Origin of the sequence: Paenibacillus sp. AD87, from assembly GCF_001659845.1 — a bacterium.
GTDB classification, from domain to species: domain Bacteria; phylum Bacillota; class Bacilli; order Paenibacillales; family Paenibacillaceae; genus Paenibacillus; species Paenibacillus marchantiae.
On sequence record NZ_LXQN01000022.1, the window covers coordinates 638,607 to 659,496 of the forward strand.

General features: G+C 49.8%; 18 protein-coding genes, 17 tRNA genes and 3 rRNA genes. 7 read left to right on the forward strand and 31 right to left on the reverse strand.

Annotated features, from left to right (window positions below; translation table 11 throughout):
- Nucleotides 1–62 precede the first annotated feature (62 nt).
- The 3 genes from gpAD87_RS31095 to gpAD87_RS31105 are packed head-to-tail and all read left to right on the forward strand — an operon-like array spanning nt 63 to nt 2,175.
- Nucleotides 63–800, forward strand: coding sequence for a WecB/TagA/CpsF family glycosyltransferase (locus gpAD87_RS31095; RefSeq protein WP_064642864.1), 738 nt, complete (start codon nt 63–65; stop codon nt 798–800).
- A 23-nt stretch (nt 801–823) separates the two neighbouring features.
- Entirely contained in the window at nt 824–1,369 is a 546-nt protein-coding gene (locus gpAD87_RS31100; protein ID WP_064642866.1) for an AAA family ATPase, read from the forward strand.
- Nucleotides 1,366–2,175: a helix-turn-helix domain-containing protein gene (locus gpAD87_RS31105; RefSeq protein WP_064642868.1), complete on the forward strand. Its 810-nt coding sequence runs from the start codon at nt 1,366–1,368 to the stop codon at nt 2,173–2,175. Before gpAD87_RS31100 ends, gpAD87_RS31105 begins: the two co-directional genes overlap by 4 nt.
- A gap of 64 nt (nt 2,176–2,239) precedes the next feature.
- Here the strand turns inward: gpAD87_RS31105 and gpAD87_RS31110 are convergent, their stop codons facing one another.
- Nucleotides 2,240–2,773 (reverse strand): MOSC domain-containing protein, encoded by a 534-nt coding sequence (locus tag gpAD87_RS31110; protein WP_082935426.1) that lies wholly within the window; start codon nt 2,771–2,773, stop codon nt 2,240–2,242.
- Between the two features lie 262 nt (nt 2,774–3,035).
- On the opposite strand from gpAD87_RS31110, the gene gpAD87_RS31115 reads away from it, so the two are divergent.
- The 3 genes from gpAD87_RS31115 to gpAD87_RS31125 all read left to right on the forward strand — a co-directional run bounded on the left by gpAD87_RS31115 (nt 3,036) and on the right by gpAD87_RS31125 (nt 4,902).
- Nucleotides 3,036–3,392 carry a DUF1304 domain-containing protein gene (locus gpAD87_RS31115; protein WP_072735871.1) on the forward strand — a complete coding sequence of 119 codons (357 nt, stop codon included), beginning with the start codon at nt 3,036–3,038 and terminating at the stop codon, nt 3,390–3,392.
- 119 nt (nt 3,393–3,511) lie between these two features.
- Entirely contained in the window at nt 3,512–4,312 is an 801-nt protein-coding gene (locus gpAD87_RS31120) for a DUF4261 domain-containing protein (RefSeq protein ID WP_082935420.1), read from the forward strand.
- Between the two features lie 230 nt (nt 4,313–4,542).
- On the forward strand, nt 4,543–4,902 hold the full coding sequence (locus tag gpAD87_RS31125) for an STAS/SEC14 domain-containing protein (RefSeq protein WP_064642872.1): 360 nt from the start codon (nt 4,543–4,545) through the stop codon (nt 4,900–4,902).
- Between the two features lie 157 nt (nt 4,903–5,059).
- On the opposite strand, the gene gpAD87_RS31130 is transcribed toward gpAD87_RS31125, so the two are convergent.
- The 3 genes from gpAD87_RS31130 to gpAD87_RS31140 form a co-directional block, all read right to left on the reverse strand.
- Entirely contained in the window at nt 5,060–5,554 is a 495-nt protein-coding gene (locus gpAD87_RS31130) for a GNAT family N-acetyltransferase (RefSeq protein ID WP_063568150.1), read from the reverse strand.
- Nucleotides 5,551–5,733, reverse strand: coding sequence for a hypothetical protein (locus gpAD87_RS32385; RefSeq protein ID WP_064642874.1), 183 nt, complete (start codon nt 5,731–5,733; stop codon nt 5,551–5,553). Before gpAD87_RS32385 ends, gpAD87_RS31130 begins: the two co-directional genes overlap by 4 nt.
- A gap of 92 nt (nt 5,734–5,825) precedes the next feature.
- Nucleotides 5,826–6,059 (reverse strand): hypothetical protein, encoded by a 234-nt coding sequence (locus tag gpAD87_RS31140; protein WP_064642876.1) that lies wholly within the window; start codon nt 6,057–6,059, stop codon nt 5,826–5,828.
- 159 nt (nt 6,060–6,218) lie between these two features.
- On the opposite strand from gpAD87_RS31140, the gene gpAD87_RS32035 reads away from it, so the two are divergent.
- Nucleotides 6,219–6,368 (forward strand): hypothetical protein, encoded by a 150-nt coding sequence (locus gpAD87_RS32035; protein WP_157258625.1) that lies wholly within the window; start codon nt 6,219–6,221, stop codon nt 6,366–6,368.
- Nucleotides 6,369–6,451: 83 nt separating this feature from the next.
- Here gpAD87_RS32035 and gpAD87_RS31145 read toward each other — a convergent pair whose 3' ends face one another.
- The 27 genes from gpAD87_RS31145 to gpAD87_RS31275 all read right to left on the reverse strand — a co-directional run.
- Nucleotides 6,452–7,465 (reverse strand): LacI family DNA-binding transcriptional regulator, encoded by a 1,014-nt coding sequence (locus gpAD87_RS31145; RefSeq protein ID WP_064642878.1) that lies wholly within the window; start codon nt 7,463–7,465, stop codon nt 6,452–6,454.
- 104 nt (nt 7,466–7,569) lie between these two features.
- Entirely contained in the window at nt 7,570–8,379 is an 810-nt protein-coding gene (gene iolB, locus gpAD87_RS31150) for a 5-deoxy-glucuronate isomerase (protein ID WP_064642879.1), read from the reverse strand.
- 85 nt (nt 8,380–8,464) lie between these two features.
- On the reverse strand, nt 8,465–9,517 hold the full coding sequence (iolG, locus tag gpAD87_RS31155; RefSeq protein WP_064642881.1) for an inositol 2-dehydrogenase: 1,053 nt from the start codon (nt 9,515–9,517) through the stop codon (nt 8,465–8,467).
- A gap of 69 nt (nt 9,518–9,586) precedes the next feature.
- Entirely contained in the window at nt 9,587–11,062 is a 1,476-nt protein-coding gene (locus gpAD87_RS31160; RefSeq protein ID WP_269453533.1) for a CoA-acylating methylmalonate-semialdehyde dehydrogenase, read from the reverse strand.
- Between the two features lie 72 nt (nt 11,063–11,134).
- On the reverse strand, nt 11,135–12,145 hold the full coding sequence (gene iolC / locus gpAD87_RS31165; protein WP_064642883.1) for a 5-dehydro-2-deoxygluconokinase: 1,011 nt from the start codon (nt 12,143–12,145) through the stop codon (nt 11,135–11,137).
- A 111-nt stretch (nt 12,146–12,256) separates the two neighbouring features.
- Complete coding sequence (gene iolE, locus gpAD87_RS31170; protein WP_064642885.1) at nt 12,257–13,159, reverse strand: myo-inosose-2 dehydratase; 903 nt, start codon at nt 13,157–13,159, stop codon at nt 12,257–12,259.
- A gap of 112 nt (nt 13,160–13,271) precedes the next feature.
- Nucleotides 13,272–15,137, reverse strand: a complete 1,866-nt coding sequence (gene iolD / locus gpAD87_RS31175; protein ID WP_064642887.1) for a 3D-(3,5/4)-trihydroxycyclohexane-1,2-dione acylhydrolase (decyclizing) — start codon at nt 15,135–15,137, stop codon at nt 13,272–13,274.
- Nucleotides 15,138–15,455: 318 nt separating this feature from the next.
- Nucleotides 15,456–15,526: transfer RNA gene (locus gpAD87_RS31180), tRNA-Gly, on the reverse strand.
- A gap of 9 nt (nt 15,527–15,535) precedes the next feature.
- Nucleotides 15,536–15,609 (reverse strand) — tRNA-Pro (locus gpAD87_RS31185).
- A gap of 7 nt (nt 15,610–15,616) precedes the next feature.
- A tRNA-Leu gene (locus tag gpAD87_RS31190) sits at nt 15,617–15,695 on the reverse strand.
- A 15-nt stretch (nt 15,696–15,710) separates the two neighbouring features.
- Nucleotides 15,711–15,787 (reverse strand) — tRNA-Arg (locus gpAD87_RS31195).
- Between the two features lie 7 nt (nt 15,788–15,794).
- Nucleotides 15,795–15,869: transfer RNA gene (locus gpAD87_RS31200), tRNA-Gly, on the reverse strand.
- Nucleotides 15,870–15,879: 10 nt separating this feature from the next.
- Nucleotides 15,880–15,960: transfer RNA gene (locus tag gpAD87_RS31205), tRNA-Leu, on the reverse strand.
- Between the two features lie 6 nt (nt 15,961–15,966).
- Nucleotides 15,967–16,042, reverse strand: a tRNA-Lys gene (locus tag gpAD87_RS31210).
- Nucleotides 16,043–16,049: 7 nt separating this feature from the next.
- Nucleotides 16,050–16,135, reverse strand: a tRNA-Tyr gene (locus tag gpAD87_RS31215).
- 9 nt (nt 16,136–16,144) lie between these two features.
- Nucleotides 16,145–16,220: transfer RNA gene (locus gpAD87_RS31220), tRNA-Thr, on the reverse strand.
- Nucleotides 16,221–16,238: 18 nt separating this feature from the next.
- Nucleotides 16,239–16,314 (reverse strand) — tRNA-Phe (locus gpAD87_RS31225).
- A 96-nt stretch (nt 16,315–16,410) separates the two neighbouring features.
- A tRNA-Asp gene (locus tag gpAD87_RS31230) sits at nt 16,411–16,488 on the reverse strand.
- 27 nt (nt 16,489–16,515) lie between these two features.
- Nucleotides 16,516–16,589 (reverse strand) — tRNA-Met (locus gpAD87_RS31235).
- A 19-nt stretch (nt 16,590–16,608) separates the two neighbouring features.
- A tRNA-Val gene (locus tag gpAD87_RS31240) sits at nt 16,609–16,684 on the reverse strand.
- Nucleotides 16,685–16,809: 125 nt separating this feature from the next.
- Nucleotides 16,810–16,881 (reverse strand) — tRNA-Glu (locus tag gpAD87_RS31245).
- 4 nt (nt 16,882–16,885) lie between these two features.
- A tRNA-Asn gene (locus tag gpAD87_RS31250) sits at nt 16,886–16,961 on the reverse strand.
- A gap of 1 nt (nt 16,962) precedes the next feature.
- Nucleotides 16,963–17,038, reverse strand: a tRNA-Ala gene (locus gpAD87_RS31255).
- A 28-nt stretch (nt 17,039–17,066) separates the two neighbouring features.
- Nucleotides 17,067–17,140: transfer RNA gene (locus gpAD87_RS31260), tRNA-Ile, on the reverse strand.
- A gap of 38 nt (nt 17,141–17,178) precedes the next feature.
- Nucleotides 17,179–17,295, reverse strand: a 5S ribosomal RNA gene (gene rrf / locus gpAD87_RS31265).
- An 80-nt stretch (nt 17,296–17,375) separates the two neighbouring features.
- Nucleotides 17,376–20,288: ribosomal RNA gene (locus gpAD87_RS31270) — 23S ribosomal RNA — on the reverse strand.
- A gap of 303 nt (nt 20,289–20,591) precedes the next feature.
- Nucleotides 20,592–20,890, reverse strand: a 16S ribosomal RNA gene (locus gpAD87_RS31275); the annotation flags it as partial.

The following is a 20,890-nucleotide window of genomic DNA, read 5'->3' on the forward strand; positions in this document are numbered from 1 at the left end:
AAATAACAGGAAATGTACATAGGTTGGGGACGGATAGCTAGCATCTAGAAAGGAACTAAATTATGAACCAAACAACAAATATTATGGGAATCCCATTTCCCAATATAACTATGGATCAGACGGTTACAATTCTCAGTGATGTAGTCGATCAGAGACAATCCGAACTGTTCCATGTCATCACAGGCAATCCGGAAATCGTCATGTCCTGCCAGAAGGATCAGGCGCTTCGTTCGGTCGTGGATCAGGCAGGCATTGTGACCGCTGACGGCGCGGGCATTGTTATGGTATCCCGCTTTCGGGGTGGACAATTGAACGAACGGGTAACAGGTTGTGACCTGCTTTTTCGTTTGTTGGAGGAAGGAAGCAGGAAGAATTGGTCCTTTTATATGCTCGGGGCAGAAGAAAGTGTCAGTAAGCGGGCTGTAGAAGTTATTGCGCAAAACTATCCGGGAGTCGTTGTTCGTGGCAGACAACATGGATTTTTCACAACGGACGAGGAGCAAAGCATTGTAGAAGAGATTCACGAGGCACAACCTGATTTTCTTATCGTGGCCTTAGGAGCACCCAATGCTGAACACTGGATCAACAAATATCGCCATCAACTCAATGCTCGTGTAGCCATCGGAGTCGGGGGAAGCCTGGATATTCTGGCCGGCAAAACCAAACGAGCACCTGCCATATGGCAGAAGCTGAACTTGGAATGGCTTTATCGACTGCTCAGCCAGCCTTCCAGATGGCGCAGACAACTCATTTTGCCACGTTTCGCTGTTAGGGCGTTGTTGTTCAGAGAGCAAAGGTAATATCAAGGGGGACTGGTTACGGAATGGTCGGTGAAGAATCCAAGATCAAATTCAGGCCAAACAAAATACATATTATCGGCTCAGTCGGCAGTGGCAAATCTACACTGGCCCGCCATTTATCCGTGAGGTTAGACCTTCCTTATTATGAGCTCGACAATATGGTGTGGCACCGTGTACCTCAAGGACAGGATATTCGCAATAGTCCGGAGACGCGGGACACACTCCTGCAAAAAGCCGTGCATTCCAATCAGTGGATTATTGAAGGTGTACACTATGAATGGGTGGCAAGAAGTTTCGAGCAGGCTGATCTTATCGTCTATTTGAATACCCCCGTCTGGAAAAGGAATGTGCGCATTCTCAAACGTTTCACAGTACAGAAGCTCGGGCTGGAACAAGGAAATTACCGACAGACTTTCACTATGCTCTGGAAGATGTATAAATGGAGCTATCAACATGACCGTAGGGAAAAAGCACTAATCATGGCGTTTTTGCAGCCTCACCAACATAAATTGCGCATGGTTCGTAACGAAGCAGAATTGACGAGATACCTGGAGGAATCAACAAGATGAAACATGCGGATCATGCTGTCAGACCCAGTATGGGTCTTCTGAATCTGGATGAGGGCGACAAAAGATATTGCCTGACACGTTATGCCCCTTCCGAAGCATTGAGTTCTTTGGTCAAGCATTTCTGGATCGTCTCTTGGGATCTTACCGGGCATGATCCATATCCGCAGCATGTGGTTCCGAATCCCTGTGTCAATCTGGTGGTAGAGCCGGGAAACACCTTTTTCTTCGGTCCATCTGGACAGAAATTTTCCTATCTTGTCCGTGGAAAAGGAAGCGTATTTGGTGTGAAATTTAAGCCTGGCGGCTTCTATCCATTCATTCGTACTCCCGTTTCAACATTGTATGGAACCCCCTTGGATGTCTCTGGTGTGCTTGGTGTCGATGCTCCACTGCTCGAAGAACGTCTGCTCGGGGAGAGAAGTGATGCGGACAAAGTCAGTTATATGGATCAGCTTCTCTGTAAACACCTCCCTCCTCCTGATGATCAAGCCATTCTGGTCAGCCAAATTGTGCTGTATATTGAGCAGCATCGGGATATGTTGAGAGTCGATGACTTATCTGCTTCCTGGAATATGCACACAAGAAAGCTCCAGCGCCTGTTCAATCAGTATGTGGGCATCAGCCCCAAGATGGTGATCAAGCTCTACCGCCTGCAAAATGCTGCTGAGATGATGGAGCGGGGTATGAATTGCGATTTGGTTAAGCTGTCCCAGGACCTTGGATATCACGATCAGTCGCATTTTATCAAAGACTTCAAGTCCATAATCGGCAGCACACCTGAAGAATACGTCCATTCCAGAGGATAAACTGAGATTAACTACAGTCCAAGCAAGCGGATTCGACTGTAATGCAAAAACCTGTCCTGAAGCCTCAGGACAGGCGAATAACTTCGATAGTATCTCCGGTACGGATGATGCCTTCACGCTCGACTGAACAGACGATTCCGCGTTTTTTGCGGGCGGCTGGCACGAACTTTTTGCGCAAACCATCCTGTTCGTAGACTTGCTCAATGATTTTTCCAGGGTGTACACAGGGCAGATTCTCCCCTTCGCAGATCAGCCCGGTTCCATCCGGGAACAGAAGTCGGGTCCCGACAGGAAGCTCCGTCAACTTTTCAACGCCACGGATCAGCATGTTGGCACCGAGCCACTCCGGGCGTACTTCAGGAATATTCATCTTCTGTGCTATGAGAGCACATTCCTCTTCTGAGACAATACTGATTTGCCTACGATTTGCGATTGGCGTTCCCCGTATGTATATTTTCTGGCGGGAGTCCGCTGGGCGCAACAGACCGTAATGCCGATCACTCGGAATTCCAGCGAGCTCAATATCGATAAAAGGTACGACTCGTGTAACAAACGTTGATGGATCATCCGCCAGCAGGACGAATTGAACGGTTCCCACACCCACGCTAATCCCCCTTTTCCATGAGTAAGTTCACTTCTTTATTGTTCATTATTACCCAATGAATGGATTTTCGACAATCAGTGAATGTTTATCTTGTACTTAATTCGCGGCGTCATTTTAAACGAGAATCATGAACTCATTAACAATTTACACAATTAATTTGTGTAAAATTAAATTTATACTTTCAGTTCGGATGGCAAACATTTATACTGAGTGGGACAAGTAAATAAATGACATATAAGAAAGCAAGGTGTTTCTTTTGATTAGTATCATTTTCGTGGCTATTGTAGCCATTGAGCACTTCTACATCATGGTGATGGAGATGTTCCTGTGGACCCGTCCACGCACGATGAAGACGTTCGGTCTTACCCCTGACCTAGCGAAATCCACCAAATCACTGGCTGCCAATCAAGGTCTGTACAATGGATTTTTGGCCGCAGGTTTGATCTGGGGTCTCTTTTATCCAGATGCATCCGTTGGACAGCACATTCAGATCTTCTTCCTGGCATGTGTCATTATCGCCGCCCTCTACGGAGGTGTAACCGCTACTCGATCCATCATTATCAAACAAGGGCTGCCTGCGATTATTGCATTGCTTCTCGTTCTTTTCCTCTGATCACCTGATGGCCGTTACCATGCCGGGATTCATTAAAAGCTCCAATGTGGTAAGGTATGGTTATAAAGGCATCGGATTATGCCTAATCACTGTGATTGGTCTGGAAAGGAGAACGTTTTATGGGACTGTTTGACAAGCTTCGACGCCGCAAAAAGGAAAACGCCACCGCAGGTGGAGCCGTACATACTGCTCCATATAGCGAAACCATCGTTGGATTTGTTTTGCTGGAGCACGAAGATTGTAATTTTGATCACTTCATTAGCACGATGAAAAACGAATGGAATATTGAGATTGACGAACGTCCGGAGGAAGGCAATCTTTTTTTCGAAGTGGATGGAATGCAAGTGGTGTGTGCACACATTAATGCCCCTGTCCCTGATCGCGAAGTAGAGGAAAATGCTAAATTAAATGTGCTGTGGCGGGAAGCGGTGCAAGTCACTTCAAGACATCAATCTCAGATTATTGTCTCTGTACTGAATGCAACTGACGCCATTCAGGCACATATTCTGTTCACCCAAACAGCGAGTGCTTTGCTCCAGCTTGACCATGCGTTGGCTATATATATGGCGCCACTTGTGGTGGAAGCAGGCCAGTACGTGGACATCAGTCGTGGAATTAAGGAACAAGAGCTGCCCGTCTCCCTCTGGATCTTCATCGGATTATTCCAAAGCCCTGAAGGCGCATCGGCCTATACTTATGGGTTACGCAACTTTGGGAAAGAGGAGATGGAAATCACTCAGTCCACAAAACCGTTAAGTGAAGTATTTGAAATGATGTATATGACTGCGTCTTATGTTGTTGAAAACGATGTAACCCTGCATGACGGCGAGACGCTCGGCTTCTCTGCAGAACAAAAGCTGCCCATCAACCGCTCGGAAGGAATAGCCACAGAGGGTAGCAGCTTGAAGATTGGTTTTTAGGCATCGTTAAGAGCCGTCCAGATTCCTCGTGACTGGGCGGCTTTTTTATGTTTGATTTCCGATTTAGCTCATCAACATACGTTTCCCTGAAATTGTATCTGCTAGGAGGACATAGTTCATAAGTATTAGAATATAGTGAACTTTGTTTTCATCTCTGCAAATTGAGGGTATAATTAATAGGCCAATAGACTTATATAGTACATAAAATTTTATCACAAGGGAGTTGCCAAATGTCTGTAAAACGATTGGATTCACCTAAACCTATTATTGAAATAGTTTGGGAAGGGATGGTCTCTCCTGAACAGGTGGAACAAACCAATACCGAGATAAAAAAAATAGCAGAGCAATTGGGTAATTCATTTGATGTGCTGGTAGACATGCGCAATATGAAGGCATTTCCTCAGGATACAAAAGAGAAAATGGTGGAGCACCAGAAGCTGCTGGCACAGTGGGGCATGAAGCGTGCGAGTGTAGCGGTAGGCGGGGCGATTGCCAAAATGCAGCTGAACCGGATCTCCAAAGAATCGCAGCATCAGACCGAATTCCAATGGGAAACATATGATGAAGCTTTGGCTTTTTTATTGAACTAATTAAATAGGGCTGTTATGTGAGCATAATGGAAATATGGTGCGATGAACATGCAGGCATATATATCTTAAGGCGCTTCCCAGCATATAAGGGGAACGCCTTTTTGTATTTTGCAAACTCTCCATATGAAATGAATATGTTCATCTGTTTGCGATAAGATCATGGTTTCATCACGCACACCATCGTTACAGATGTGCCACACATGCCCTGTTCGACGAATCCGAAACGCCGATAAAGCCGAATTGCTTCGTTATCGGGATCAACACTGAGCGAAACGGCGTCAATGTCCCGCTTTCGAGCCTCATCTAACGCCGCCTGAATGAGACGGGTGCCTATTCCTTTGCCACGCGCTGTCTCAACCACAGCCATTCCCATCTCGGGTGTAGCCGCATTTACATAACCATATCCCGCATTCTGCTCATTAAAAAATCGCAACGTCACCGAACCCATACGCTTGCCCTGAGAATCCACGGCGATAAATCCGAAATCTCCCTCTCTCCCCCAGCCTTCAACGTACTTGGACATGCCGGGGCTATGAATGATCCCAGGTTCAAAAGGCTCTTCGCCCTCCCGCTTGAACATGGATGCATACAACATCTCCCACAGAAAAGGGATATCCTGCTCTTCAATCGGACGTAATTGATATTCCGTCATTTTTTCCCCTCCTTCAAATTGGTAAAGAGGCGTTCCATTTCATTTAAATTAAAATCATTGGTAATTTCATAATTTTCAAGCTTGTCTCTCGTTTTGTATCCGCTATAGATAGAGACGGCATGTTCGTTATAAAACGTAATTCCAAAGCCTTCTGTAAATCGATCTTCTTTCTTCGTCAAAAGCTGCCAGTCATAGTAATATGGGTTCCCCTCCGATCGCTCGGAGATATCTATTTGCTTTACTCTTCTTAATTCGATATCCTTCGCAAGCTTTAATATCTTTCTAATCTCTTGGGGTCTTTAATAGTCACTTCTTCTTCATCGTATGGATCGGTGGTCAATATTTTTTTGATAATCAGAATGTCCAGTGTATCCAGCATACTCATATGATCCGTGACTTCAGCTCGAAAGGTGGTATGTTGTCTCGAAATGTACATTGGTATCGTAATAGCTGCAATCACGAGTACAACGACCACACCAAGAATGGTTTTGGTTCTTTTTTTCATTGAGCTCTCCTCTCGTTATTGGGTGAATCAGGAAAATTAAAGTTCATTATAAGTATACCACCTCATCCAAATATTGTTCTAGATCATTAAAATAACCCATTAAATACATGCATTTTATAAAGAAAAAACCTCTTCATAATGATCTCCAGTGTTGCAGCCATGTCGGAACAGAGCGCGGCTTCCACGGAAGAGGTTGCTTCTTCCACGCAGGAACAGTTCAATTACATTACAAGCATCTCGGAACGTTCCAATGAGCTGGCGCAGCATGCCAATACACTGTACGAAGAAGTGAAGAAGTTCAAGATTTAACTCAAACAAGCCGCGTTCACCCTTAGGGGCATGCGGCTTGTTTTGTATGGACGACGTATATGTTTCTGGACAGGGCTATGTTCTCAAGATTGATTTGATACCTTTCCTGTTGAGTCTCTAATGACCAATTCAGGCTTCAGGACAATTTTCTGTGGTGATTTACCTTCATCTTTTAGCTCATCAATTAATAAATCAACGGCACGACGCCCCAGATCCTCAATAGGTTGGGCAACCGTCGTCAGAGGCGGACTGGTTACCGAAGCCAGAATCGTATTATCGAATCCGATGATTGATACATCTTCAGGCACACGCAGTCCTAGTTCTTTGGCAGCCTGAAGCGCACCAATTGCCTGCATGTCGTTACAACAGAAGATGCCTGTGGCTCGATTCTTTTCCGTGAGCAGCACGAGCGCCTCTTTTTTGGCTGAACCCAAATCGGCATATGACTCTCTCACCTGATCGGCTTCAAGAGAGTAACCCGCCTGCTCCAATGCTTCACGAAATCCGCGTACACGTTCCTGACTGCTGCTGACTTTGAACGGTTCGGACAGCACCGCTACGTGAGTATGACCCAATTCAAGCAGATGCTGTGCTGCCAAGGCGCCACCAAGCCTGTCATCGATCGCAACGGTATGTACCGATAACGACGGCATATGACGGGCAATCAGAGCAACAGGTATCGACTGTTGCAGGAGTGGAGACAGAATCTCGGCATTGTCGATACCTGTTCCGATCATCATGCCGTCGACCCTTTTTTGCTGAAGCAGATTCAAATACCGCTCTACCCGCTCGTCCTTATTATCTGTGCTGCAAATCACGACGCTATAACCCAACTGCCGACTGCGATCTTCTACCGCTCTGGCCAGCTCGGCAAAATACGGATTAGAGATATCGGGCACGAGCAGCCCGAGCGTGTATGTCTGCTTACCCGTAAGTGCAGCAGCAATAGCGCTCGGCTGGTAGTGAAGCCGCTCCATGATCTCCATAATCTCGGCGCGCCGCTTCTCGCTAATTTTACCTTTGCCGTTAATGACCTGTGAGACGGTTGCAATGGATACCCCCGCCTCGCGTGCTATATCATATATGGTTGCTTTCATTGTTATTTCCCCATTTGTGCTATATATAAATTCCCTTATATATAGGTAATCGTTTTCTTCTCATTATGCAGGGGGAAGTCCGCATACGCAACTTGAAGCCGATACTACTTTTTATTCATCAGCCAATCATGGTCCGGGTCGTTATGAAACTTCCAGGTCCGGGTTGGTCCTGCCATCACATTCAGATAGTAGACCTCGTATCCCGGAGGAGCACCCACCGGATGGTATCCACATGGAACAAGCACAACTTCGCCGTTGTTCACTGCAAGCGTCTCATCTACAGCTCGATCATCTGTGTATATCCGTTGGATGGCAAACCCCTGCTCAGGCTGCACTCGGAAATAGTACGTCTCCTCTAGCAATGATTCGTCAGGCAGGGCGTCCCGGTCATGTTTATGCGGCGGATAGCTCGACCAATGTCCATCTGGTGTGAGCACCTCAACGACAAGCAGACTGTCTGCTTCTTTTTGTTCCGGCAATATATTGTGAATCTGTCGTTCCAGATTGCCGTAACCACGCGTCTCAACACCTACATCTTCCGGGGCAATCAGCCGAGCTGGATACGTGCCTTTACCTGGTGCTGCACATATGGCAATCTCCAATGCGGTAAGAGCTGTTAACTCCACTCGATCTGAACTGGATACGTAAATCGAATACGGAGGATTTTTATCAAAAACACTCATTCTTTTCCCGATATTCTCCCACGTATATTCACGAGTACTTACATTCGCCAAGCCGCTGAGAAGCACAATACAGAGTTCCTGATCCCCGCTCTCACGACTTAGGGTCTGTCCCTCCGCAAACTGCACCACCTGGAACCCAACATATTCCCATCCCGCAGACTCTGGTGTGACCGTCAACAACGTTCCGTCTGCTTTTGGATTCAACACAGGTTTTACTACGCGTTCTGACATGCTTCCTTCCACTCCTTCCGGTATTTATCCGTAATCCTGACGGCTGTCTATTAGATGAAATGAACTTGTTATTTTGAAAATAGCTCTACGGGGCAACCGTCTGCGATTCCACCGACATCCCCGGGACTTCCCGCAGCTTCACAGGTCTGCCTTGTTCCATGGACATGCGTGCGGCGAGTGCGATGCGTTCTGCCTGAACGGCATCATTCCCGTTTACGATGACAGGTGTATCGTTCCGAATCGCGTCGATGAAAAGAGCAGTCTCCTGCACGTACGCTTCGTTGTATCTCTCCAGGAAAAAGTGCAGCGGCTTGTCGCGCATCAATCCATTTGCTGTACTAATTTCTGCCGTATTCGGATGATCGTTCGCAGCTGTTGCGCTACCCAATGAGCCAAATACCTCGACTCGCTGATCGTATCCATATACCGCTTGGCGGCTGTTATCAATGACGCCGATTGCTCCATTTTCAAAACTCAACGTCACAATGGCCGTATCCACATCGCCGTGTTCCGCAAAAACAGGATGAATCAGCACATTGCCCTGGGCATAGACTTCCTCCACCTCACTACCGGACAGATACCGGGCCATATCGAAATCATGGATCATCATATCCATGAAGATTCCGCCAGACACCCGGATGTACTCCGCTGGCGGCGGACTCGGGTCACGAGAAGTAATTTTAATAATATGCGGATCACCAATCGTTCCCTCCTGCACATGTGCACGTACCCGTTTGAAGTTATGATCGAAGCGACGATTGAATCCGATTTGCAGCTTTACCCCAGCCTTCTGCACGGCTGCAACAGCTGCCTGAGTCTGAAGAAGATCCATACTGACCGGCTTCTCGCAAAAAATGTGTTTGCCCGCCTGGGCTGCCTGTTCAATCAGGGGTACATGCGTATCTGTTGAGGAACAGATCAGCACTGCATCCACATTTGGCATGGCGATCAGCTGGCTGCTATCTGTCGTTACCACCGGAATACCACGGCTGGAAGCCCACTCCTCCAGCTCGGGTCCTGCAAACAAATCACTGATACCAACAATCTCGGCATGCGGGTTGCGCAGGAGATTGTCCGCATGAATTTTACCAATACGACCAGCGCCGATAATGCCAATTCTCACTTTATCCTTGCCCATTCCGTTATCCTCCCTGTATGTGTCCATGTGGACTCAACGTTCTTCCATTGGCTGGTATGCCCTGAGTGACTACCAGCGGGCAGTAACCATTTTTTTGCGAGTATAAAATTCAACGCCATCTGTACCGTTGGCATGCAAATCACCGTAGAACGATTTCTTCCAGCCGGAAAAAGGGAAAAATGCCATTGGCGCAGGTACGCCCAAGTTAATGCCCAGCATGCCTGCATCAATCGTTTCACGGAATTGGCGCATGCTTGCTCCACTGCGGGTGAACAGGCAAGCTCCGTTGGCAAAGTCGGAACGGTTGGCCAGTTCTACTGCTTCCTCCAACGTAGCTACCCTCGCTACCGAGAGTACCGGTGCAAAAATCTCGTCCTTCCAGATCTTCATAGTGCTCTGCACCTCATCAAATACCGTCGGACCAACGAAATAACCAGACTTGCCTGTCGCTTCATCTTTGCGACCATCGCGGATCAGAGCAGCGCCTTCCTGTTCTCCGGATTCAATGTAGCTAAGTGTACGTTCCTTATGCGGGCCACGAATGACAGGACCCAGGAATACTCCTTCATCCATGCCGTTACCAATCGTGATGCGATCTGCCGCTTCCACCAGCTTTTGCACCAGCGTGTCAGCAACATCGCCCACGGCCACAACAACCGAGCAGGCCATACAGCGTTCTCCGGCTGAGCCGAAGGCCGCACTGGTGATTTCTTTCACCGTCAGGTCGAGATCGGCATCCGGCATAACGATCGAGTGATTTTTGGCACCAGCAAGCGCCTGTACCCGTTTGCCATGTGCGGATGCGGTAGTGTAAACATATTCAGCCACAGGCTGTGATCCGACAAAAGAGATCGCTTGAACATCCTTGTGTTCAAGGAGGCCATTCACGACGTCATGCGCACCGTGAACGATATTGAGCACGCCGTCCGGAAGCCCTGCTTCCTTGAACAGCTCAGCCAGACGGCCTGCCAGCAGCGGTGTGCGCTCGGACGGTTTCAGGACAAAGGTGTTGCCGCACGCAATCGCCAGCGGGAACATCCAGCACGGTACCATCATCGGGAAGTTGAAGGGGGTTATTCCCCCAATAACACCGATCGGATACCGATACATGCCTGACTCCAGCCCGGTGGCAATGTCGGGCAGCTGTTTGCCCATCATCAGGTTCGGGGCGCCTGCTGCGAATTCGACACATTCGATGCCACGTTGCACTTCGCCGTAGGCTTCCGCGTAGCTTTTACCGTTCTCCAGCGTAACCAGCCGGGCAAGTTCTTCCCAGTGCTCCACCAGCAGCTGCTGGTAGCGGAACAGAATCCGTGCACGGCGGGGAACCGGTGTGCCACTCCAGGACGGGAACGCCTCCCGTGCCGTCTGGACGGCCAAATCCACATCCGCCTGTTCAGACAGCGGTACGTGTGCAATGACCTCTTCCGTAGCCGGATTTACGACCGGCTCCGTACGGGTTGCCGCCGGGGCCACCCAGGCACCCCCGATCCAGTTTTGAACCATTGTCGCTGTTACTGACGCTTCCGAAATTCCTTTTCCCATAGCCCTGTCTCCCTTCGCTTATATGTGCGTTGCGTCGAATCACTCCATGTACTCCAAGTACTTCAACACGTTTCAAGACACCGTAATTTCGCCCCGATTGCAGCGTTCGATATAGTCATTCACTTGCTCCACCGTTGGCATCGCATCCGAGCAGCTATGGCTGGAGATAACGATACATGCTGCCGCACTGCCAAACGCCATACTGCGTTCAATCGTCCATCCCTGCATCAACCCATACAGGAATCCCGCCGCATAGGAATCACCTGCTCCAAACGTCTTCACCACACGCGCAGGGTAGCTGTCCGCTTGATGAGATAGCCCTTCGCCGGTATAGGCAATAGAGCCTTCCTTGCCATGTTTGATGACGACAATTTTAGCTGAGAAATCAAACCATTTTTGCGCGGTCACCTGATCGCTATGGTCTGGATTATGGTCAAACGTCTCCATCATATCGAACTCTTCACGTGTGCCCAGGATGATATCGCATTTCTCGGCTGCGAGGTTATAATAGACCGCCGTCTCTTCGGCTGATGTCCATGTGTAAGGACGATAGTCCAGATCAAACACAATGATTGTGCCATGCTTTTTCGCATACGCCAGCGCCTGGAATACCGCTTCACGCGATGGGCTCTGTGCTAAGGCTGTACCTGAAATGAGCAAAACTTTGGAGTCGGCAATTAGCTGTTCCTGCACCTCTCTCGACTGCAATAGCAGATCAGCCACGTGGTCACGGTACATTAGAATGCTGCAATCGGTTGGACTTTTGATCTCGGTAAAAGCAAGTCCTGTCACCGCTCCGGTATCGTCCGTTACCACATTTGACGTATCGATCCCGTTCCGCTCTAGATAACTGTTGATGAACCTGCCCATCTGGTCATTCGCGATTTTGCCGATAAATGCCGTTTCCATACCGAGCCTGGACATGCCAATCGTGATATTAGCCGGAGATCCGCCCACATACTTCGTAAAGGTCATCGTCTCTTCCATCGGGCGATTGATCTCATTGGCATTCAAGTCGATACACAGACGGCCAATCGCGGTGAAATCCATCTTCCTGGAATCAGGAAAGGATACGTAAGTCATTGTATTTGAACCCCTTTCTGTGATGGGATTTTGAATGATACATTTATCAAACTCACACTTATAATCTGCTTTACCTCATGGTACGGCTCTCTCCCGATGGCCATGACTTTATCAGCTGTGCTGGTATAAGGACTCCATATATTGCAACGATCGCCGCGCATACTCATACGGATTATGAATCGCAGGGTCCTGTTCCCCTTCAAGCATCGCCCAGCCATCATACCCCCGTGTGACCAACTCCTGCAGAATCGGTGCAAAATCAATACATCCATCTCCGGGAACCGTAAATACCCCTTTACGAATACAGCCCACAAAATCAGACTGTTCCGCCCGTGCTTCGTCCAGCACTTGAGGACGAATATCCTTTAGATGAATATAGGCAATCCTGTCATAATGCTTGCGTAGGAGAGTTAACGGGTCAGCTCCGCCGTAGTAAGCATGACCTGTGTCATAGAGCAAATAAACAAGAGATGGGTCTGTCAGTTCCATCAATTTATCAATCTCATCCGGTTGCTCAACAACGGTACCTCCATGGTGATGGTACGTCAGCTTCAACCCGTGCTCACGGGCGATGGCACCTGCTTCGTTCAGACCCTCAGCAAGGATATGCCATTCCGATTCACTGAGTCTCAGTACTTCTTTTTCATGCGGTGTCCGCCTTGGATCGAAATGCAGGGAGCCACCTACTTCCGCCGTGCTAATCACCGTGCTGCCCATTGATTGCAGAAACTCCGCGTGTCTGCGATAGCTGTCCAGCTCAGACTGACGATACGCCGGGTCGGAGAACAATACCGATTTCCACTGGGAAACGAGGCGGATGTTGCGCTTGCCCAGCTCCTCCCGCAATGTGTCTGGATCCGTAGGATATTTGCGTCCCATTTCCGTACCTGTCAGGCCAAGTCGCTGAATGTCATCCAGAATCTGTTCACATGTTGTTGCATCACCATGCTCCTTTACATCCTCTCCGACCCAGTTGATCGGATGAATTCCGAGCTGAAATGGCAGCTTGTTCATGGCTCCACGTCTCCTTTTGTGGTTCAACATTTTTGCATCATTCGATTTAACGCGCGCATTCCTATATATCATGCTGATTGAAAGTTACTCTTTGGATTGATGATATGCTCAATTAAATGAGTCTAGCTCTGGCACGGTTTGCCTGCATCGCGTGGTGAGCCGTTACCACCTTTTCCTCGTTGGATACTTCAGGTACGCCCACATTCCACCAGGACTCATATCCGCCTGCATTGGTTCCGGGCACGACTGGAATTTCGATCAGTGTAGTCACGGTCTCATTCCGGGCATCTCTGATCGCCTGCTCCAATTGTTCCGTCGTCTCTGCCTTATAGGCTTTGGCTCCAAGGCTGCGGGCATGGGCTGCAAAATCCATAGGCATGTAATCCCCGGTCAGTCGTCCGCTCTCCGTTTCCCGATAGCGAAACTCATTGCCGAAACCGTCACTTCCATGCTCCCGTTGCAAATTATGAATACACTGAAATCCGTTGTTGTTGAATAGTAGAATGGTTATCTTCTTCTGTTCCTGCAAGCTCGTCACCAGTTCAGAATGCAACATTAGGTAACTACCGTCACCCACCATGGCATACACTTCACGATCCGGTTCGGCAAGAGCTGCCCCGAATGCCCCGCTCACCTCATAGCCCATACAGGAGAAGCCGTACTCCATGTGGTATGTTTTCGGTGCAGACGCGCGCCACAGACGGTGCAAGTCTCCAGGCAAACTTCCCGCCGCACACACAATGACGGAAGAAGGGTCAATGGTCCGATTAATTACACCGACCGCGGTTGTCTGTGCCAACCCTGCCTCATGTTGCAGTCCATAGAGTCGATCCACCTCGGTGTTCCACTCATCCCGCAGGTCGGCGATCTCAGATGTTCCGTATCCACTGTGGTACTGCCGTCCCTGTAAAACCGCTTGCAAAGCTTGCAGACCTTCCCGTGCATCCGCCAAAATCGCTTCGCCACCCAATTTGGCGGCATCCATGCCGTTCAGGTTAATATTGATGAAAGCCGCTTCAGGATGCTGAAAAGCGGAGCGAGACGCCGTCGTAAAATCCGAGAACCGGGTGCCGACGCCGATTACCACATCTGCTTCTCTGGCAAGCCTGTTGGCAGCCAGCGAGCCGGTAACGCCGATAGCCCCCACATTAAGTGGGTGGTCCCACGCCAAGGCACTCTTGCCAGCCTGCGTCTCGGCAACCGGAATGCCAAATGCCTCGGCGAATTCAGCCAGCTGTGTAGATGCCTCGGCATACAACACGCCGCCGCCTGCTACGATCAGCGGCTTCCTGCCACGGGCAATCTGCTGCGCTGCCCGTTCTATTGCCGCCTGGACCGGAGGACGACGGTCCAGGTAATGCACCTTGCGGGCGAAGAACGATTCAGGGTAATCGTACGCCTCTGCCTGCACATCCTGCGGCAGCGCCAGCGTTACCGCGCCCGTCTCCGCCGGGTCCATCAACACGCGCATCGCCTGCGTGGCAGCAATCATCAGCTGTTCAGGACGCACGATGCGATCCCAGTATTTGCTGACCGCTTTGAACGGATCAGTGGCTGAAATAGTATAATCGCCGCTTACCTCCAGTTGTTGCAGCACGGGATCTGGTTCACGCGTAGCAAAGTTATCACCTGGAAGCAGTAAAACGGGAATACGATTGACCGTTGCCGTTGCCGCTGCGGTAATCATGTTCAGCGCTCCTGGTCCGATGGATGTTGTGCAGGCATAAATCTGTCTACGGTTCTTCTGCTTGGCATAGGCCGCTGCCGTATGTACCATGCCTTGTTCATTTTTACCCTGCATATACGTCAGACTTCCAGAACTACGCTCCAGCGCCTCTCCAATACCAGTTACGTTGCCGTGACCGAAAATGCCGATAACACCTTTCACAAACTTGGTTTCCACCCCATCAACGGAAATATATTGCTGGTCCAGATATCGGAGCAGTGCCTGAGCCATCGTCAGTCTAATGGTTGTCATGGAAAAATCATCTCCCTTCCCTTCACGGGTTAAGCGCTTAATCTAAGTTAAGTTTAAGCGCCTTACCCCTGAAGGTTAAGCGCTTAATTGATATAGTATTACAGGCTGAAGGATTAGGCAAGATATTTTTGTAAGCGTTTTACAAAACGGCAAATAAACATAGCTTTATCAATGTGGTATTGTGTATTATCCCACTGTTAATAAAGCTATGATCCGGTAAATTAATAGTATTGGAGTGAATGTTCGGAGAGCGATGAAAACGTTAAAAAAATACAAAAAAGAGATGGCAGAAACCATCTCTTTTTTGTATTTCTATAAAGCGGGTGATGGGAATCGAACCCACGCTATTAGCTTGGAAGGCTAAAGTTCTACCATTGAACTACACCCGCATGTAAAAATCGGGATGACACGATTTGAACATGCGACCCCCTGGTCCCAAACCAGGTGCTCTACCAAGCTGAGCTACATCCCGTTATCTATACCGGCGAGAGGACTCGAACCTCCACGGTTTCCCACTCGATTTTGAGTCGAGCGCGTCTGCCATTCCGCCACGCCGGCATATGAAGTTATAAATGGCGCGCCCTGAGAGATTCGAACTCCCGGCCTTTTGATTCGTAGTCAAACGCTCTATCCAGCTGAGCTAAGGGCGCAAAATATTGGAGCGGAAGACGGGAATCGAACCCGCGACCCTCGCCTTGGCAAGGCGATGCTCTACCGCTGAGCCACTTCCGCATATAAGGGATGCGCGTGGAGGGACTTGAACCCCCACGTCAAAGACGCTAGATCCTAAGTCTAGTGCGTCTGCCAATTCCGCCACACGCGCATATAATGGTGAGTCATGAAGGGCTCGAACCTTCGACACCCTGATTAAAAGTCAGGTGCTCTACCAACTGAGCTAATGACTCGAAAAACTGGTGGAGGATGATGGATTCGAACCACCGAACCCGTACGGGAGCAGATTTACAGTCTGATGCGTTTGGCCGCTTCGCTAATCCTCCAGGATTACATGGTGCCGGCGAGAGGACTTGAACCCCCAACCTACTGATTACAAGTCAGTTGCTCTACCAGTTGAGCTACACCGGCATATTAAGTTGTGATAAATGGTGGCTCGGGACGGAATCGAACCGCCGACACGAGGATTTTCAGTCCTCTGCTCTACCGACTGAGCTACCGAGCCACGATAAAGTTTAATCTTGGAACGTTACACTTTATCTAGGGCGTTCGGTGCCATATTGCAGATTAAGTGAACAACTTCCTCATGTAAAGATTAACATGGCGGAACCGACGGGATTCGAACCCGCGATCTCCTGCGTGACAGGCAGGCATGTTAGGCCAACTACACCACGGTTCCAGATCACTTTCTTGAAAGAAAGTATAATTGCGGGGGCAGGATTTGAACCTGCGGCCTTCGGGTTATGAGCCCGACGAGCTACCGGGCTGCTCCACCCCGCGTCGTTATTTAGATACTATATGGTGGAGGCTGAGGGGATCGAACCCCCGACCCTCTGCTTGTAAGGCAGATGCTCTCCCAGCTGAGCTAAGCCTCCATGTAAATATGACCCGTAGGGGATACTCTCACTTCGTTCGAGACTGCGAAGCCATTGCTAACGAAGTTTATCCTCCGACGAACCTTTGGGATTCTCATCCCATTTTAAGCTAATAAATATAGCTATGACCCGTAGGGGATTCGAACCCCTGTTACCTCCGTGAAAGGGAGGTGTCTTAACCCCTTGACCAACGGGCCTTAATGGCTCCCCGAACAGGACTCGAACCTGTGACAACTCGATTAACAGTCGAGTGCTCTACCAACTGAGCTATCAGGGAATGGTGGAGCCAAGCGGGATCGAACCGCTGACCTCCTGCTTGCAAGGCAGGCGCTCTCCCAGCTGAGCTATGGCCCCATACACTTTAGTATATCTGGTATTACTATGGGCCCTGGTGGACTCGAACCACCGGCCTCACCCTTATCAGAGGTGCGCTCTAACCAACTGAGCTAAGGGCCCCTATGAAAAATCGAAAAAAAATACCCCAAAGGGGTTTCGCTTGGCGGCGTCCTACTCTCCCAGGACCCTGCGGTCCAAGTACCATCGGCGCTAGAGGGCTTAACGGTCGTGTTCGGGATGGGTACGTGTGGAACCCCTCCGCCATCGCCACCAAACGCATAGCTTAGCTTACATTCAGAGATCATTCTCTGAAAACTAGATCCGAAACGAAATGTGCGATTTATAACTTGCATATTTGGATAAGCCCTCGACCGATTAGTACTGGTCAGCTCCATGCATTGCTGCACTTCCACCCCCAGCCTATCTACCTCGTCGTCTTCAAGGGGTCTTACATACTGGGAAATCTCATCTTGAGGGGGGCTTCACGCTTAGATGCTTTCAGCGCTTATCCCTTCCGTACATAGCTACCCAGCGGTGCTCCTGGCGGAACAACTGGTACACCAGCGGTACGTCCATCCCGGTCCTCTCGTACTAAGGACAGCTCCTCTCAAATTTCCTACGCCCACGACAGATAGGGACCGAACTGTCTCACGACGTTCTGAACCCAGCTCGCGTACCGCTTTAATGGGCGAACAGCCCAACCCTTGGGACCTACTTCAGCCCCAGGATGCGATGAGCCGACATCGAGGTGCCAAACCTCCCCGTCGATGTGGACTCTTGGGGAGATAAGCCTGTTATCCCCAGGGTAGCTTTTATCCGTTGAGCGATGGCCCTTCCATGCGGTACCACCGGATCACTAAGCCCGACTTTCGTCCCTGCTCGACTTGTAGGTCTCGCAGTCAAGCTCCCTTATGCCTTTGCACTCTTCGAATGATTTCCAACCATTCTGAGGGAACCTTTGGGCGCCTCCGTTACTCTTTAGGAGGCGACCGCCCCAGTCAAACTGCCCACCTGACACTGTCCCCGCACCGGATTACGGTACCAGGTTAGAACCTAGATACGATCAGGGTGGTATCCCAACGGTGCCTCCACGCAAGCTGGCGCTCACGTTTCAAAGGCTCCCACCTATCCTGTACAGATCGTACCCAAATTCAATATCAAGCTGCAGTAAAGCTCCATGGGGTCTTTCCGTCTTGTCGCGGGTAACCTGCATCTTCACAGGTATTAAAATTTCACCGGATCTCTCGTTGAGACAGCGCCCAAGTCGTTACGCCATTCGTGCGGGTCAGAATTTACCTGACAAGGAATTTCGCTACCTTAGGACCGTTATAGTTACGGCCGCCGTTTACTGGGGCTTCGGTTCACAGCTTCGGATTGCTCCTAACCGCTCCCCTTAACCTTCCAGCACCGGCAGGCGTCAGCCCGTATACTTCGCCTTACGGCTTCGCACAGACCTGTGTTTTTGCTAAACAGTCGCTTGGGCCTTTTCACTGCGGCCCCCTCGTGCTATTCACACTACCGGGGCACCCCTTCTCCCGAAGTTACGGGGTCATTTTGCCGAGTTCCTTAACGAGAGTTCTTCCGCGCGCCTTAGAATTCTCTTCTCGCCTACCTGTGTCGGTTTGCGGTACGGGCACCATCACCTGGCTAGAGGCTTTTCTTGGCAGTGTGAGATCATGACCTTCGCTACTATAATTTTCGCTCCCCATTACAGCCCAGCCTTAACGATGTGCGGATTTGCCTACACATCAGCCTCACTGCTTAGACGGACATCCATCAGTCCGCGTCACTACCCTGCTGCGTCCCCCCATTGCTCATAACGGCTTACGGTGGTACAGGAATTTCGACCTGTTGTCCTTCGACTACGCCTTTCGGCCTCGCTTAGGTCCCGACTTACCCTGAGCGGACGAGCCTTCCTCAGGAACCCTTAGGCTTTCGGCGGATCAGATTCTCACTGATCTTTTCGTTACTCATACCGGCATTCTCACTTGTATAATGTCCAGCGCTCCTTACGGTACACCTTCAACCCTTATACAACGCTCCCCTACCCCTGATGCAAAGCATCAAGCCATAGCTTCGGTGGTGTGTTTAGCCCCGTTACATTTTCGGCGCAGAGTCACTCGACCAGTGAGCTATTACGCACTCTTTCAATGGTGGCTGCTTCTAAGCCAACATCCTGGTTGTCTGTGCAACTCCACATCCTTTCCCACTTAACACACACTTGGGGACCTTAGCTGATGGGCTGTTTCCCTTTTGACAATGGATCTTAGCACTCACTGTCTGACTCCCGGAAGTAAGTCTATGGCATTCGGAGTTTGACTGAGCTTGGTAACCCTTGCGGGCCCCGCACCCAATCAGTGCTCTACCTCCACGACTCTGTTTCCGAGGCTAGCCCTAAAGCTATTTCGGGAGAACCAGCTATCTCCGAGTTCGATTGGAATTTCTCCGCTACCCCCCACCTCATCCCCGCATTTTTCAACATGCGTGGGTTCGGCCTCCAGTGCGTGTTACCGCACCTTCACCCTGGACAGGGGTAGATCACCCGGTTTCGGGTCTACGTCCACGTACTATGTCGCCCTATTCAGACTCGCTTCGCTGCGGCTCCGGCTCTTCACCTTAACCTTGCACGGGAACGTAACTCGCCGGTTCATTCTACAAAAGGCACGCCATCACCCCTAAAACGGGCTCTGACTTTTTGTAAGCACACGGTTTCAGGTTCTATTTCACTCCCCTTCCGGGGTGCTTTTCACCTTTCCCTCACGGTACTGCTTCACTATCGGTCGCTAGGAAGTATTTAGCCTTGGCAGATGTCCTGCCGGATTCATACGGGTTTCACGTGCCCCGCACTACTCGGGATACCGTCTCGGAGGGAACAGACTTTCAACTACAGGGCTTTTACCTTCTTTGGCGGGCCTTTCCAGACCTCTTCGCTTAACCGGTCCTTTGTAACTCCATGTGAGATGTCCCACAACCCCAAAGAGCAAGCTCTCTGGTTTGGGCTTCTCCGCGTTCGCTCGCCGCTACTGACGGAATCACTATTGTTTTCTCTTCCTCAAGGTACTTAGATGTTTCAGTTCCCTTGGTATGCCTCTACATAACCTATGTATTCAGTTATGAGTAACTGGAAATTACCCCAGCTGGGTTTCCCCATTCGACACCCCCCGGATCAAAGCTTGCTTACAGCTCCCCGAGGCAGTTTCGTTGTCGCCACGTCCTTCATCGGCTCCTAGCGCCTAGGCATCCTCCGTGTGCTCTTAGTAGCTTAACCATATTGCTCCGGTTTCGACTGCTCGCTTCCCTTGTTTGCTTACGCAAATCAAAAGTCGCTCTCATTCGATACCATCGCAATGCAGTTTCACTATTTAATTAAAACTTGTTTTAACACAAGTTCAGCTTAAAAAGGAATGTTCTAAATCGCAAAATTTCGTTTCGATATCTAGTTTTCAAAGAACAAGCTCCATGCAAAAGCAAGCTGTTTGAGAGTTTGAGCTCTCAAAACTGAGCAACGAGTGAGTAGTTTGCAGCTAGCTGCGTATTTGAATGTTTCCACGCGGGAAACGATTCTCCATAGAAAGGAGGTGATCCAGCCGCACCTTCCGATACGGCTACCTTGTTACGACTTCACCCCAATCATCTATCCCACCTTCGGCGGCTGGCTCCTTGCGGTTACCCCACCGACTTCGGGTGTTATAAACTCTCGTGGTGTGACGGGCGGTGTGTACAAGACCCGGGAACGTATTCACCGCGGCATGCTGATCCGCGATTACTAGCAATTCCGACTTCATGCAGGCGAGTTGCAGCCTGCAATCCGAACTGAGACCGGCTTTGTGGGATTGGCTCCATCTCGCGATTTCGCAGCCCGTTGTACCG